At 31.9% G+C, this 16,014-nt stretch carries 12 protein-coding genes; 5 read left to right on the forward strand and 7 right to left on the reverse strand.

Annotated features, from left to right (window positions below):
- Positions 1–81 precede the first annotated feature (81 nt).
- Together KA833_RS00645 and KA833_RS00650 are read right to left on the reverse strand one after the other, a co-directional pair.
- Complete coding sequence (locus tag KA833_RS00645; RefSeq protein ID WP_064209284.1) at positions 82–777, reverse strand: GTP pyrophosphokinase; 696 nt, start codon at positions 775–777, stop codon at positions 82–84.
- A 297-nt stretch (positions 778–1,074) separates the two neighbouring features.
- Positions 1,075–1,488: a DUF2188 domain-containing protein gene (locus KA833_RS00650; RefSeq protein WP_019470070.1), complete on the reverse strand. Its 414-nt coding sequence runs from the start codon at positions 1,486–1,488 to the stop codon at positions 1,075–1,077.
- 178 nt (positions 1,489–1,666) lie between these two features.
- Here KA833_RS00650 and KA833_RS00655 point away from each other — a divergent pair, with 178 nt between their 5' ends.
- Complete coding sequence (locus tag KA833_RS00655; protein WP_019470069.1) at positions 1,667–2,842, forward strand: hypothetical protein; 1,176 nt, start codon at positions 1,667–1,669, stop codon at positions 2,840–2,842.
- Positions 2,823–4,034: a 5,10-methylene-tetrahydrofolate dehydrogenase gene (locus KA833_RS00660; RefSeq protein WP_210128214.1), complete on the forward strand. Its 1,212-nt coding sequence runs from the start codon at positions 2,823–2,825 to the stop codon at positions 4,032–4,034. The genes KA833_RS00655 and KA833_RS00660 overlap by 20 nt, the downstream gene beginning before the upstream one ends.
- A 143-nt stretch (positions 4,035–4,177) precedes the next feature.
- Here the strand turns inward: KA833_RS00660 and KA833_RS00665 are convergent, their stop codons facing one another.
- The 4 genes from KA833_RS00665 to KA833_RS00680 all read right to left on the reverse strand — a co-directional run bounded on the left by KA833_RS00665 (position 4,178) and on the right by KA833_RS00680 (position 9,229).
- Positions 4,178–6,094, reverse strand: coding sequence for an FUSC family protein (locus KA833_RS00665; RefSeq protein WP_210128213.1), 1,917 nt, complete (start codon positions 6,092–6,094; stop codon positions 4,178–4,180).
- A gap of 432 nt (positions 6,095–6,526) precedes the next feature.
- Positions 6,527–7,225, reverse strand: coding sequence for an acetolactate decarboxylase (gene budA / locus KA833_RS00670; protein WP_019470066.1), 699 nt, complete (start codon positions 7,223–7,225; stop codon positions 6,527–6,529).
- A 392-nt stretch (positions 7,226–7,617) separates the two neighbouring features.
- Positions 7,618–7,902 (reverse strand): putative quinol monooxygenase, encoded by a 285-nt coding sequence (locus KA833_RS00675; RefSeq protein ID WP_046206786.1) that lies wholly within the window; start codon positions 7,900–7,902, stop codon positions 7,618–7,620.
- Between the two features lie 49 nt (positions 7,903–7,951).
- On the reverse strand, positions 7,952–9,229 hold the full coding sequence (locus tag KA833_RS00680) for a pyruvate MFS transporter (RefSeq protein ID WP_046206974.1): 1,278 nt from the start codon (positions 9,227–9,229) through the stop codon (positions 7,952–7,954).
- 378 nt (positions 9,230–9,607) lie between these two features.
- Here KA833_RS00680 and uptA point away from each other — a divergent pair, with 378 nt between their 5' ends.
- A complete protein-coding gene (gene uptA / locus KA833_RS00685; protein ID WP_046206785.1) occupies positions 9,608–10,219 on the forward strand; it encodes an undecaprenyl phosphate transporter UptA in 612 nt (203 codons plus the stop codon).
- Positions 10,220–10,480: 261 nt separating this feature from the next.
- Here the strand turns inward: uptA and putP are convergent, their stop codons facing one another.
- Positions 10,481–12,022, reverse strand: coding sequence for a sodium/proline symporter PutP (gene putP / locus KA833_RS00690; protein ID WP_046206784.1), 1,542 nt, complete (start codon positions 12,020–12,022; stop codon positions 10,481–10,483).
- 468 nt (positions 12,023–12,490) lie between these two features.
- On the opposite strand from putP, the gene KA833_RS00695 reads away from it, so the two are divergent.
- Positions 12,491–14,443, forward strand: a complete 1,953-nt coding sequence (locus KA833_RS00695) for a fructose-1,6-bisphosphatase (RefSeq protein WP_210128212.1) — start codon at positions 12,491–12,493, stop codon at positions 14,441–14,443.
- A 415-nt stretch (positions 14,444–14,858) separates the two neighbouring features.
- Positions 14,859–15,920, forward strand: coding sequence for a YkvI family membrane protein (locus KA833_RS00700; protein WP_210128211.1), 1,062 nt, complete (start codon positions 14,859–14,861; stop codon positions 15,918–15,920).
- Positions 15,921–16,014: the final 94 nt, after the last annotated feature.

Below are 16,014 nucleotides of genomic sequence, written 5' to 3' on the forward strand. Positions count from 1 at the left end.
TTGACGTTAATCATACATGGTGACCTAACGTAACGAGCAAGTGTAACATTCGTTTTTAGTGCATAATATTTGTTTAAGACTCTAATTCTCAAAAATTTCGGAATGAATATTTTGCATTTTACTTTCAACAGTTGTAATTTCATTGGCACATTGTTTTAAAATTTCTCTATAATCCTCTGTATTTTTATTATTTTTGTAACGTATTTTATGTTCTAAACTCGCCCACATATCCATACCTATTGTTCTAATTTGAATTTCTACTGGTACTTTTTCTACAGAATTCGCTAAAAACACCGGTATTGACACTACAATATGCAAACTTCTATAACCGTTATCTTTTGGATTCATAATATAATCTTTTCGTTTTAATAACTGAACATCCGCCTGTTTTAACAATAATTCTTCAATAACATAAATATCATCTATATAATTACAAACAACTCTTATACCTGCAATATCATAAATATATGCTTTCGCTGACGCTGTGTTGATTTGATATCCTTTTCGATCTAACTTTTTAATCAGACTTCTCATTTCCTTAACACGACGTTCCATGTGATGGATCGGATTATGTTTATACAATTGTTGAAAATGATCGTCTAAAATATCAAGTTTAGTGCTAATTTCTTTTAGTGCGGATGAATATAATTGCTCTAAAGCAACAAAATCAATGACCATTTCAAATGCTTCTTCATAATTATTTATATATGATAAACTCTCTTTAAATTCTTCTTTCAAATCATCCATATTCAACGTTGGTTTACGTTCAATGTACATAAATCGTACCTCCAATAATTCATCTCTTTCCAAACATTATAGCTAAATTTAAAGACTACTTGAAACAATACAGTGAATATTTATCAATGAATGGTTCGAGTCAGAGATTACTTGATATGTGAAAGGGCATTTTTCAGTTTCGGCTGTTTGAGCTCATAAAAATCCATAGCAGCCTATTGTTTGTTCTAAAGCCAACTACTTCAATTGACATGTTTTGTTTTTTTCACTTATACATACAAAAGTCTCTATTCTACTAAATCAAATACATTTTCAGCTTCGCCTTCACGTTTTTTCACACTATTCGTTCATTTTATGTTCAATAATTTGAGTCCTTCTATTATCTGCAATGTTACGTGCTCGCTTCATAGCATCTGCCTTTTTATCGAAGCTATCCGTAGCTTGTTTCGCACCATCAGACTTTATTTTCCACTCACTATTCTCATAATAGACATGAACATCTTTATGATTTAATTGTGGATTTACAGATTGATCACGTTCATGCACAGTGATTTTTTTATTTTTCAACGCTTTCAATTCATCTTCAGTCGCATTTTTGTACCAATCTTCAGCTTGTTTCGTAGCGATTGGAATCGCATTGTCCTCTTGATATCCATCTTTTAGCATTGCATTTCCAATGTCTATCGCTTTTTTTCTTTCCAAGTTTTCCATATTTTTCCAACTTTGTGGATAATCTTCCATCGTCCAAGGCATGTGATAAAACCTCCATATTCAAACTTATATTAATTCTCTTTTACCTCTTTTTTCCTTTAACAAACTAAATAAATGCATTAAAAATGATATAAATATTTAAGACAACTATGATTTGTTCATTAATTGAAAGGGAATGATGCGTAAGAATCAGTGTTAAATAAAAGGAGGTTTAACTAACATGAATCTATCCATTGGCTTAATCCCTTCTCCTGACATGCCTCATAAATTAATCAACAAAATTTATTCAGAGCTCCCAAAAGATTTCACAAAACATGTAGATAATGGCGTGGAATGGCAATTTGAAATACACGTTGCATCTATGATTGGGACTGCGGAACATATGGATAAAGTTTTGGATATTGCATCCAATATGAAACAACAAAAAAATTGGGATTATACAATTTGTATTACGGATTTACCTAATTTTTCTAAAAATAAAAGTGCATTATGTGATATTGATTTCGATACTAAAACAGCACTTTTATCATTACCAGCGTTGGGAAACTTTAAGTTAAAAGAGAAATTAAGACAGTGCTTAATATTTATTATTGAATATTTACATTCTTCTGGTAGAAACAAAAACACTTTAAACTTTAAGCATTTTAAATTGACTCAATTTAAAGAAGTCATACCTAAGGATAATAATGAAAATTATAGATCCCGTATCATTGCCAAATCTACATTTTTAGGTTGGCTTCATTTGATTTGTGGCATGACTTTTGCCAATGAACCTTGGTCTGCCATTTTTGATTTTAAAAAAATCATATCTGTTTCATTTGCCACAGGAACTTATATAGCAATATTTTCTACACCTTGGGATATCAGTCTTGATTATAGTTATTGGCGGTATATTTTACTGATGTTACTATCTGTATTAGGCATGGTTGGTTGGCTAATTTATTCTTATAAATTATGGGAAAGACCTAGCGCTAATACACAAAAACTTTATCGCTTTATTTATAACATCACGACCTTCACAACCTTATTGACCATCACCTTTTTAAATTTTATAGTACTATATATCTTGTTATCTCTAAGTACAATATTATTTGTACCTCCCGAGTTGTTTTCAAATTGGACATCATTAAACAGTGAGCATCCAACTATTTTAAATTATATTAACTTAATTTGGTTTATTACGTCATTAGGTATACTCGCTGGCGCTATGGGATCCACTGTTGAAAATGCTGAAAAAATTAAACGTGTGACGTATTCTTTTAGACAATACTATAGATCTAAATCACTGGAACAAGAAGATGAAGATAGCTCTAGCGCATATGCAAAAGCTGATTACTACAAGGGTGAAAAACAATCACATCATGAGGAGGGATTAAATGAACACAACAACGGCTAAAATAGGTATTATTGCTGCACCGGGCGTCACTGAAAAAGTAGCTCGTAATCTTGAAATTGATTTGCCCCACATCCTTAGTGAGCAATATGAGCATTCAGTTAAATGGGAAATCGATACAATTATTGATCCTTTGACTGGTTCAGCAGAAAGCGTCCAACAAATTTTCAGTAAAATTGCTGATTATCAAGAGCATAATCAATGGCATTTTACAATTGGACTCACTGACCTACCGATGATTGAACAACAAAAAGTAGTTGCCATTGATATCAATAGACAAAATGGTGCTAGTTTAATTTCTATCCCTGCTTATGGATGGCGTCCAATCAAAAAAAGAATTCAAAACTCTATATTGGCTATTCTAAAGGCAATAAATGAATTTAAGCATTCTGAAAAAATTAACAATAATCATGACGCTATGTCATTGATGAATGCGCAGTTTCCTTTATCAAATTTACAATCACGAACTGTTTACTTTGAAAATACTACCTCACAACATACGCAATATTACGTATCGTCCAAGTCTAAAGGTATTTTTCGTCTTGTTAGTGGTATGACATTTGCAAACAACCCATTTAACATGTTAAAAAGCTTAAGTAATGTTGTGGCAATCGCCTTCACTACAGGTGCCTTTGGAATCATTTTTACGACAATGTGGAATTTAAGCTTTGTATATTCTGAGTGGCGCTTGTTATTAATGATGCTTGTAGCAATTTTCGGTATGATGATTTGGATGATCATTGCACATAATTTATGGGAATCAAAAAAAGAGAGTACGAATAAGCAAATCACTACCTTATACAACTTAACTACAACGATGACTTTAACTGTTTCAGTTATTATTTATTACTTTATTTTGTTCTCACTCTTTTTGATTGCAAGTTTAATTGTGCTCCCCTCAGATTATTTAGGTCAAGCATTACAATTAAAAACATCTGCAGGTTTAACAACTTACATAAACTTAGCTTGGTTTGCTGCATCAATTTCGACTGTAGCTGGTGCAATAGGTGTTGGTCTAAATAATGAAGCACTCATACTTGAAAGTACTTACGGATATAGACAAAAACAGCGATACAAGCAATTGCATAAAGAACAACAACAACAAGAACAACAACAAAGAAAAGCACAAGAAGATATAAAGGAAAAAAGACAAGAAGAAGAAGAAAAAGCTAGAAAACAACAAGATTCCAACTAGATATCGGAAAGTAGCAATGCTTATTAGAGCATTGTTATTTTTCCATATTTGTAAAGACTTCACAAAACACTTCATTAAATTTTAAATATAAAACAAGCCAATGTCATCGGATATTAACTACCGTAACATTGGCTTGTTTTGTATTATTCATGAGGTGATTTATTTGCTTGTCTTGCATTTTGACAATTATGTTGAATACTCATTAAAGAAGTTCTAATGTGCATGTATTGTGGTAAAGTTGCCATTTCTTGAACATTGATATTAGAACCGATTTCAAAATGTTTAGCAATGTTTTCAAATACTAACAAATACTCTCCCATGGTTTCATCATTAATATGGTAACGTTTTTCATTACTTAATGCCCTCGTCAGCATAAAACTGATTTCTTCTAGTGCATATATACTAGGATAATAGTATTGTATAACCCTTTTATTACTAAATACTTCACCATTCGCACTATTATATATTTGTTTCATATTGTTTAGTTGAACACTTAAATGCAACATTTCTTTTTTATCTCGCTCTCTCGATGAGTATTTGTTGCTTGAAAATAAATAATGGAATAACACTGCTTCATTACGAGCTACTGTTGCAAGCGTGCCTGGTAACATTGAAGAAGCAGTCTTTCTACCTATGATCAGTAAAGAAACAACAGCAATAATAATACCAACAATCACATCAATAATTCGTGGAAGTGCTATTAAAATCGAGAGATGGTTCGATGCTAAACCATTTAATAATATAACTTGGATTGTGATAAATATAACTGCAAATGAATAATTTGCTCCAACGAATATTTCTGTTATACCTGCTGCAACCGCAAGGAGTAATATAGCGATAGGTACAGGTGGTGTAGACAATAGTATTAATGACAGTACAAGTACACCTATAATCGTACCGATACCTCTTGATCCAGCACGTTCAAAACTGTGTAATGTAGTTGAACCTAATAATACTGTATGCGTACTAAGTGGAATCCAATATGCTTTGTCAAAATCAAACATCAATGCGATAAAAATCGCAATTGCCATAATAACGATATAGCGTATAGTATTTCTAAAGACAAATGAATCTATTGTCAAATTCGTAACTAATCGATGACCATAAATAGGTACACGTATATCCACTTCGTGTTCCAATTGTGCATCATTTGCATTCATTATGGCATCAACTTTGAATATATTATCTACAAGTTTTTGATAAGCTTCATCAATATCAACTTGGCGAGTCCATGTTTTATTTGTCTTACCTTGCGTATATACTAAATTGATTACGTAGTCTACCATCAATTTAATATCTTGAGGTAAAGGCCGTACATTTTTTTCATTTAATTCCAGTAATTCTGAATGTATACCTTGTGCAATATTATGTAGCAATATTAAACGTTGGAATTGTGGTGACTTTTGAGATTTGGCAGAACTTGCAGTGATGAGTTGGTTATCAGTATTTCTAAAAGCAGTCACAGCAAATCGGGATGCTTTTGAAAATGCTTTTGGATCATCAAAATTATAAACTAATTGTTTTATAATATTATAATCATTTTTAATTGATTTAATTTCAGCTGATTCTTTTGACAGTAAAATCACCACGATTACTACAAATGTTGCTAATAAACCTCCGATAAATACTGAAACACCTCTTATTAATGCTTCATCTGGAGCAACTGGTAAATTAATTGGCAAACTAAATGCCACAATAAAAAAAGTTGATGATGGTCCAGGAATGTTTAATGAACTAAATACATAATATGGTATTACTGCTACAATCAATAATAAAATACCAAATATGATGGGTTGATTGACGGTCAACGTGCCTAACATCATCGATAATGCAAATACTATTGAAGTAAAAAATACTGTACGAAGTTTAGACTTTGCCGTACCGCCAAACACATAAATATGTGCTAACGTACCTGTTGAAATTAATAGACCGATTGAAAAATAATCGACTAAATAACCAATCATTAATGGCAAAAACATTAGTATCGCTTGTCTAATACCTTTAGCAACATCGATTTTCATAGCATTAAATTTTGTGAGTGACTTTAAATATTTAATCAATGGCGATTCACCTCTCCTTTTTATTTTATTTTAACAATGATATTTCATCTGATTTGATGGAAAACATAAAAAAGACGGGTTAGAAATCTAAAATTTATATTTCGATCTCATAGTCCCGTCCCCGTTAAGGTCATTTTGTTTTGTGAAAAACTTGTTATACATAGCTTTAAATATAAATACTTTGCTTTTATACAATATTAAAGATATTTAATTTATCCTTCAGCTCACTTTATCAAATACATAAATCTACAACTGGGGAAGTACATTGTAAAATAGTTCATTTCACAAATTTTGGTAGAGAAATCAGATACATTTTAATTAACGATTACTAAACTATTTTAACACTTTTATTGGTTTCTGCTAGGGCATTTCCTACAAATCGTTATAATGAATATGTTTAATCATTACTATATTCTACTTTAACGAGTAATTTTATTCTGATTGTTTGATGTCTTCGTGCACTGTTGAATAATCAATATCAGATTCTAAAAATGTCGCGTTATTTACTGGGAAATGTTGTTCAAGTGTTTCAATATTACTTATTTCTACATCGCCATGATTCATTTCAAAATCCAATACATGTCCACCTATTGTTTTATCTCTATCTACAAAATGTAAATGGAAACCTCCGGCAGCTATGCCATGAAAAAGTGTTGGTGCATAAAAACCAACGATCGTACCTTCAATTTGATCATAATGAAACTCTGGTTGTTGTTTAGCCGATTCAATTAGTTTAGTATACGGTTTTTCTTGTTTTGGCATCATTCTAACATGTACGTTTTCAAATTTCCCAGATATTTTAACCGCAAAAAATAAGTTTTCACTGGCAGCGTGGCTTTTGGTTTGATTTAATACATATTCAGAATCAGTAATATGTCTCACTTCAAAACTAACATCCGGTTGAAATGGTGTGACCGTAGAAAAAGGGGTCATTTCACTACCTTCTAGTTGTTTGAAATTACCATGTGCATCAGCATGATAAGCGACGCCATCTAATATAATAACTTCACCGTCTGATCCTGTTAACGTACCGATACCTAAATCACCATGTTTTAAAATTTCATTCATTTCCATAGTGCCATCTAATAATCCAGCCATCAATGTACCGAGCGTGCCATGTTGATATAGCATGATATTTTCTCTCCTTATATCAGTATCTTTTTAAAGAATTTCACTATTCACAATAATTCACAACATATTATTATACAATATAATTGTGTTTTCCAATAACTTTGTGCTCACAAAGCATTAATGAAACCTAAATATTTCTCGATATCAATCTTATATGCTTTATTTTAAAACTATGATAAAACACACTTTGATTTCATTTATAAATATCGATTCAAGCTATAAATAAACGTCAACTTCGTTTTACCAAGATGGCATCCATCATAGGAAAATGTTCAGTTAATACGCTTCAATATTTCAAAAAATGAAAGCGCCCGTTTCTATTCAATTGAATTTGAAACGGGCGCTTATGCGTTAATCATAGATGTTTATCTTCTATACGCTTATGTTATTAATTATTTAATTGTAGCAACTTCTATTTTAGGCGCTTCAAGTAAATAAGTTTCTATTTCTTTAAAAAATGTTTGAAAATGTTCAGATTGATTATGTGCTTCTAATGCAGCTTGATCTTTATATTTTTCTATAAAAGCAAAAGTTTGAGGTTCATTTGTATTTTCAAAGTGCGCATAATATAATGCACCTGCTTCTTGATTTGCTGCAATGACTAAGCGTTCAACCTCTGCTAAATAATTTTCTCTATGTTCTGATTTAATCTTCATTACTGCAGTTACTAAAATCATATATAACCTCCTGAGATAATCGCTCTTGCAAAGTTTGTTTAAAAGAGTATTAAAGTTCTTCTTTTTCAATGATTAACGGTTGATCCGGTTTAACAAAAAACCACATAATTATTGCAAACACGACTGGGATAATAACTAATTCTAATGTCACTGTCCAACCAACAATATCAACCATCATACCTGCTAATAAAGGACTCAGCAATGCACCGATATTGCCCCATAAATTCATCCAGCCAGATACTGAACCAGAAAAATTACGTCCTAAATCTGTAGCTGCCGCCCAACTCATTCCTGTAGCAATTCCTATTCCGCCTAAACATAATGACAACCACAGCACATTTGCTACTAAATTGTTTGTTTGAATTGACATGAATAATGAGATACAAAATACCACAAAACCGATGATTGCAATGGACGCTCTCGCAACAAATCTTGATTTTCCATTTTGTAATAGCTTATCAGAGATTGCACCGCCACATAATATTAATAAGAACATAGCAATCCATGGTGCACCTGCTGCCCAAGCCATATCAGGGTCGGTTAATTTGACATTATATTGTTCCGTTAGATATGTAGGTAACCATATTAAGAATAGTGACACAACAAATTGTACAACAAAATATTGTGCAGCCAATGCATAAAAGCTAAATCTTCTTAAGAAGATATTCCACGGCGCGTTACTTTTTTCAGTTTTTATGATATCACGGTTTTCCATAATATATTTTTTTTCTGCTTCATTTACCATTTTATGTTGTTCCGGTAAATCTTTTGAAATAATAATCCATAATAATGCAATGACAATACCAATAGCACCAAAAATATAAAATACAGCTTGCCATCCAAACATATTAACGATAGCAATCGTAACTACAGGTGCAATCACTGGTCCAAAATATGAACCCGCTAACAATGCACTCGAAGCACGTCCTTTTTCACCTTTAGCAAACCAAAATGAGTTAAACACTGCATTCGAAGGATACATAGGTGCCTCACCTATACCAAATAAAAAACGTACAGCATATAATAAACCATGATTTTTAACAACACCAGTTAAAATCGTGAAAGCACTCCACCATACGAGCGCAATTGTTAACATTTTTTTAGAGCCAAACTTTTCTGCCAAAAAACCTGAAGGTACTTGCATCAACGCATACCCTAACGAGAAAAATGATGCTAATAAACCAAACTGTGTTTTCGTCAAATGTAAATCTTCCATCATAGGTCCTGCAATAATGGAAATATTTGATCTATCCATATAAGCAATTACACCTATAATGAAAAACGCAATAGCAAAATACCATCTTATATTTGTTCTTTTTTGTTCCATTTTTTTACCCACACTCTCTCCCTATTTCACTAGTCATCATATGACCTATTGTGTGCCTAGATATTACCACAATATGAAATCGCTTACAACTACTTTTTTCATTTTATGATAATACCTTATTCATTCTTATGAACAGCGTACACAGTTTATGTGACAGGTATTAACACCAGTTCTTTAAAAACCTAAATCTTCACTATAATATTAGTTGAAATAAGTTTTTCTTAAATCCCTCAGTGCATTGAAATTTTAAGGCAACAAATTTATTAATTATCTTTATATTACCTTAAATATGCATTACACATTAATTTAGATTATAATACAGAAGTAATTAAAAAATACCATCATGTTTGATTAAGAAAAGGAGCGACACTTATCGCCATGGAACAAATACTGACAAACTTTATAAATTCATGGGGTTATACTGCTATTGCAATATTAATCCTATTAGAAAATATATTACCTTTTATTCCATCTGAAATTATTTTGACATTTGCAGGACTGATGACAGTTAAATCTGATTTATCCATACCTTTACTTTTTATCATATCTACCATTTCATCGTTAATCGGTTTAATCATACTTTATTACATCAGTAGTATCGTCTCTGAAGCACGTTTATATCGTTTTGTTGATAAATATGGAAAATGGATCAAACTCAAAGGAAAAGATATTGCTCGCGCTAATGAATGGTTTAAAAAATACGGTGCTATTGCAGTCTTTCTTTGTCGCTTTATTCCTGTTTTACGCGTATTAATCACCATACCAGCAGGCATTAATAGAATGAATATTGTATTATTTACTATTCTTTCGTTAATAGGTACTACAATTTGGAACATTGCACTCATCTTCTTAGGTAGCATGTTGAGCAACAGTTTTGATACGTTAATGAATGGCTTACACACTTATTCATATATTATGTATGTCATCATCGCTATAGCTGTCGTATATCTCTTTATTCGTATCTACAAAAAGAATCGCACACATCAATAAGTGTACGCTTTGCTTTAGTTTAAAACTTTTTACGTCATTTGCTCGTATAACTGATATCTATCTTAGCAATCAGACAAAATCCGTAGGGTTTTTGTCTGATTTTTTTATAAAAAAAGACTAACTTCCCCCTTTGAAGTTAGTCTTTCACGATCTTTAATTTCTCCCTAAAATTTTGAGCAGAAAATTTTCTATTACTTATGTGCGCTTTTAATATTTATATAATCAAAATACTACCCCTTTATCAAACTACTATGATAATGATTACTTATTACCTTTTACTATTTGACGAACTTCTTCTAAATCGCCTTCTACATCAATTTGAGGTTTCTTCGTCATTTTACTAACTAAAATGGTAACAATTAAACTTGTTAAAAATCCTGGAACAATCTCATACAAATTAAAGAAATCATTAATTTCACCTAATGGTTTAACAAAAGCAATCCAAACAATTACAACAATTGCACCTGAAATCATTCCGCTGACTGCACCAGTACGACTTAAACCTTTCCAATATAAACTCATTAATACAAGTGGTCCAAATGCAGCACCAAAACCTGCCCAAGCGTTACCTACAAGATTTAAAATTGTGTCATTAGGTGACCATGCAATGATAATTGATACAATTGCAACTAAAACAACTGACATACGTCCCACAAAAACAAATTCTTTTTCATGTTTTTTTGCTGCTTCCTCACCACGGAACAATTTATAAAAATCTTCAGTTAATGAACTTGATGTCACCAATAGTTGTGACGAAATCGTACTCATAATCGCTGCTAAAATAGCTGCAAGTAAGAAACCGCCCACAAGTGGATGGAACAATATTTGACCCATTAATATAAACAGTGTTTCTGGATCCTCAAGTGTTACACCACCACGATTGACAAATGTAATACCTACAAGACCTACACCAACTGCACCCAGTAAGCTAATTGCCATCCAACCTATGCCAAAACGTCTTGCTGTCGGTAATTGTTTCACTGATTTAATAGACATAAAACGCACAATAATATGTGGTTGTCCAAAATAACCTAAGCCCCAAGCAAAGAATGATATGATACCAATAACCGTTGTACCTTTAAATAAATCAAGGTTTGTCGGTTTCAAATCTGCCGCTTGCGATAAAGTATCCAATCCACTTAATTGCATCATCGCTACTATTGGTACCATGACCATAGCAATTAACATGATTACCCCTTGGAAAAAGTCCGTTAACGACACGGCTAAATATCCGCCGAAGAAAGTATACGCAATTACAATAATAGCAACTAATAATAATCCAAAATGGTAGTTTAAACCAAAAGCACTATCAAATAATTTACCACCTGCAACCATTCCAGAATGAGTATACAGTGTAAAAAACACGACAATAATACCACCTGATATAATTTTAATCACATTTGATTGATCATCTAAACGATTTCTAAAGAAATCAGGTAATGTTATTGCATCTCCAGCTTTTTCTGTATACACACGTAATCGTGGGGCTACAACGAGATAATTTATGTATGCACCAATAGTCAGACCGATTGCCAACCATGCAGCTGATAACCCTGTCGTATAAACTTCACCGGGCAATCCCATAATCATCCAACCACTCATATCTGATGCTCCAGCAGATAATGCTGTAACATATGGCCCTATGTTTCTACCACCTAACATATACTCACTGATATTACCTGTCGCTTGCTTATAGCCGTAATATCCAATGACTAATAGCACAACAAAATACGCACCAAGCATAATATATGTCTGCCAGTTTGGATTTACTTGACTCGATAACGATGCTCCCAAAGTAAACATAAAATAAACTCCCTTTGTATAATTTTGTTACATGCACTTATTATACAAAAGTTTAAAAATTTTTAAACCGCTATTTAAAAAATATTTTTTGCAAATACATTCCAAATCACCTTCAATACGCTCAAAACAATTGTTATAAAGCTATTTTTATCGTTTTAAATAATATGTGTATTTTTACAATTATAGGGTTAAATACTTATTTTTCTAATTCAAAAAAATGTATGTTTCCTACAATATTTACATTTATATGAGAATTTGCTTATTTGAGTAACATCGTTATTTTTAACAATTTTACCGCTTTTTTGACAAAAAAATGAAGCCATTCCCATTAATTAAAAGATAGTATAAATAATGTAATCAATACTAGACACTCACCCCAAAAATAATGCTACAATATTACACATACAATGGAAACGTTTTATTAAATAGAATGAGTAACAAAACTACCTAATTGGAGTGACATAAATAATGCATGATGCAACAGAAAAAAGTGTAAAAGAAAAATATTTAGATTTATTATCTCAACAATTTAATAACAGAGAGGAATTAGCAACTGAAATTATAAATCTTGAGTCTATTTTAGAACTTCCAAAAGGTACGGAACATTTCGTCAGTGACCTACATGGAGAATTCCATGCATTTCAACATGTATTAAGAAATGGTTCAGGAAATGTTCGTTCTAAAATCAGTGATATATTTCAAGATACTTTGACACGCCAAGAAATAAATGAATTCTCGGCACTTGTATATTATCCAGAAGAAAAATTAAAATTAATTAAAAATAGTTTTACCTCAAAAGAGCGCTTAGATGAATGGTATATCACAACGATTAATCGTCTTATCAAATTAGTCACTTATGCTTCTTCTAAATATACACGAACAAAATTACGCAAAACTTTACCTAAAAATTATATTTTTATAATAGAAGAGCTGTTATATAAAAGTAATAAATATAATAATAAACATTCATATTATCAGACACTAATGAATCAAATTATTGAACTCGAACAATCAGATGATCTGATTGTCGGTCTGTCCTTTACAATTCAACATCTCGTGGTGAACCATTTACACGTTGTAGGTGATATTTATGATCGTGGTCCAGAACCTGATAAAATCATGGACACCTTAATTGACTATCCTTCTGTTGATGTACAATGGGGAAATCATGATGTTTTGTGGATTGGTGCCTATGCTGGTTCTAAAGTGTGCTTAGCAAATTTACTCAGAATTTGTGCGCGTTATGATAACTTAGACATTATTGAAGATGCTTATGGTATTAATTTACGTCCATTATTAACACTTGCTGAAAAATACTATTCAGGTGACAATCCTGCTTTCAAACCTAAAAATGCTGAAGGACTGTCTCAATCCGAAATAGAACAAATCACTAAAATTCACCAAGCAATCGCAATCATCCAATTTAAACTAGAAGCACCTATCATTAAGCGTAGACCTAACTTTGAAATGGAAGAACGATTAGTGTTGGAAAGCATCGACTATGAAAATCATACAGCCACACTTTATGGTAAAACTTATGCTTTAGAACATACTTGTTTCCAAACAATTGATCCAAGCAACCCTAACGCATTAACTGAAGATGAACACGAAGTAATAGAAAAATTATTATTATCAGTGCAACAATCTGAAAAATTAAAACGTCACATGACATTTTTAATGCAAAAAGGGAAACTTTACCTTCCTTATAATGGCAACTTGCTAATTCATGGTTGTATTCCTGTGGATGAAAATGGAGAAATGGAATCTATGGTTATTGATGGTGAAAAATGCTATGGCAGAGATTTGCTTGACCATTTCGAATACTTTGTAAGAGAGGCATTTGACCATAAAGACATACATGATGATCTAGCAACGGATCTTGTTTGGTATCTATGGACAGGTAAGTATTCGTCCTTATTTGGAAAAAGAGCAATGACAACATTTGAACGTTATTTTATTAATGATAAATCAGCACATAAAGAAACTAAAAACCCTTATTACTATTTACGTGAAGACGTAAATATGTGCAAAAAAATGTTAAAAGATTTCGGTTTAGATCCAGAAGAAGGACATATAATCAATGGCCATACACCAGTTAAAGAAATTGACGGCGAAAACCCAATCAAAGCAAATGGTAAGATGATTGTCATCGACGGTGGATTTTCAAAAGCCTACCAATCTACAACTGGTATTGCCGGCTATACTTTACTCTATAATTCTTTTGGAATGCAGCTTGTAGCACACCAACACTTTAATTCTAAAAAACATGTCTTGCTCAATGGGGCTGACGAGCTTTCTATAAGACGCGTGGTAGACAAAGAGTTAAAACGTAAAAAAATACGTGATACTAATACTGGTAAAGATATACAAGAAAAAATTGATGTGTTAAAAGTATTGATGCATGACCGATTTGTCAACTAATTTTATCCATGACTTCTTCATAAAATGATAATGAAATGATGCCGTATTCAGTGACTAAAAGTTCAAAAAAACAACGCGGCGAATGCTACGTTGTTTCATAAAAATATAGAAAACGACAATATTTATAAACGCCGTTCTCTTAAATTGTAAACTTAATCAAAGCACCATTTTCTAGGCTGTTAATCCCTAAATTCCATGGGTATGCAGCCTAGTTTTTTTAGGTTCTGCCTTTATGAATATTTTCAATTTGTTTACTCAACCTTAGAGCTGTTCCGTTCTCTCAAAAAATACAAATGTATATATGATATGAACTTTATGATTTATTTCTCGTTTTGTTTAAGATAAAATAAATCATTGTGATGTTTATTAAATAAGTATGATTACCATATGTATGGCAAGAAAGGATTCCAATTATATGTCTAGTTTAAAAGAAAGTATCATCGTTGCTTTTGCGTTTGTAGGTGTTGTTGTGGGTGCCGGCTTTGCGACGGGCCAAGAAATTTTCCAATTTTTTACTAGCAATGGTAAATTTAGTGTTTTAGGCGTTATTATCACCGGATTTATCATTACCATAGCTGGTGTATTGGTATTAAATACAGGCTACCGATTGCGTTCACACAGCCATACTGAGCCCATAAAGTTTTACCTACCTCGAACAATTGCGACAATTTTTGATATGATTTTAACACTGTTTTTACTTGCATTAGCTATGATAATGACAGCGGGTGGCGTTTCAACGATTCATGAAAATTTTGATATACCTTATGCTATTAGCGCTTTGATTTTAGTCATTATTATCTTGGCTACTTTATGCTTAAAATTTGATCGTTTAATCACTGTTTTAGGCATGGTTACACCATTTTTAATTATTATTGTATCAATAATTGCTATTTATTATTTCACTACTGGAAGTTTTGACTTTGATTCAGCGTCGCAATATGCCAATAGTGGCACACGTACAGATAAATGGTGGTGGTTTGATGCAATTAATTATGGCAGTTTGCAAATTGCAGCTGCGTTTAGTTTTCTTTCTGTAATGGGGGGACGTATAAAATCTGAAAAGGCAACATATTTAGGTGGTATTTTAGGTGGCTTGGTCATAACGTTTTTATTATTAATGTTAAACCTTGGTATGGTCACAGAATTTACAAAAATAACAAATGTAGCATTACCGTCACTATTATTGGCAAAACAAATTTCACCTGTGATTGGTCATTTTATGGCCATTATCATGATATTAGTGATTTATAATACAGTTGTGGGATTAATGTATGCATTTGCCTCTCGTTTCACAGAACCGTATAAACAAAATTATTATATTTTAATTATAATTATTGCAATTATTACATTTGCTACTACGTTTGTCGGTTTTATTGAGTTAATTGGAAAAGTATTTCCATTGATGGGACTCTTTGGTTTTATTTTGTTAATTCCTATATTAATCAAAGGTATCTTTTATAAATCACATTCATCATAACAAAAACCTCTAGACGAGAGTTTCAATATTATCATCATTCAATCATAATATTGAGTTGGTCTAGAGGTTTTTTATTTTGCTATCGCAGCACTTA

This window comes from Staphylococcus sp. GDY8P67P, from assembly GCF_017892545.1.
GTDB classification, from domain to species: Bacteria; Bacillota; Bacilli; order Staphylococcales; family Staphylococcaceae; genus Staphylococcus; species Staphylococcus ureilyticus.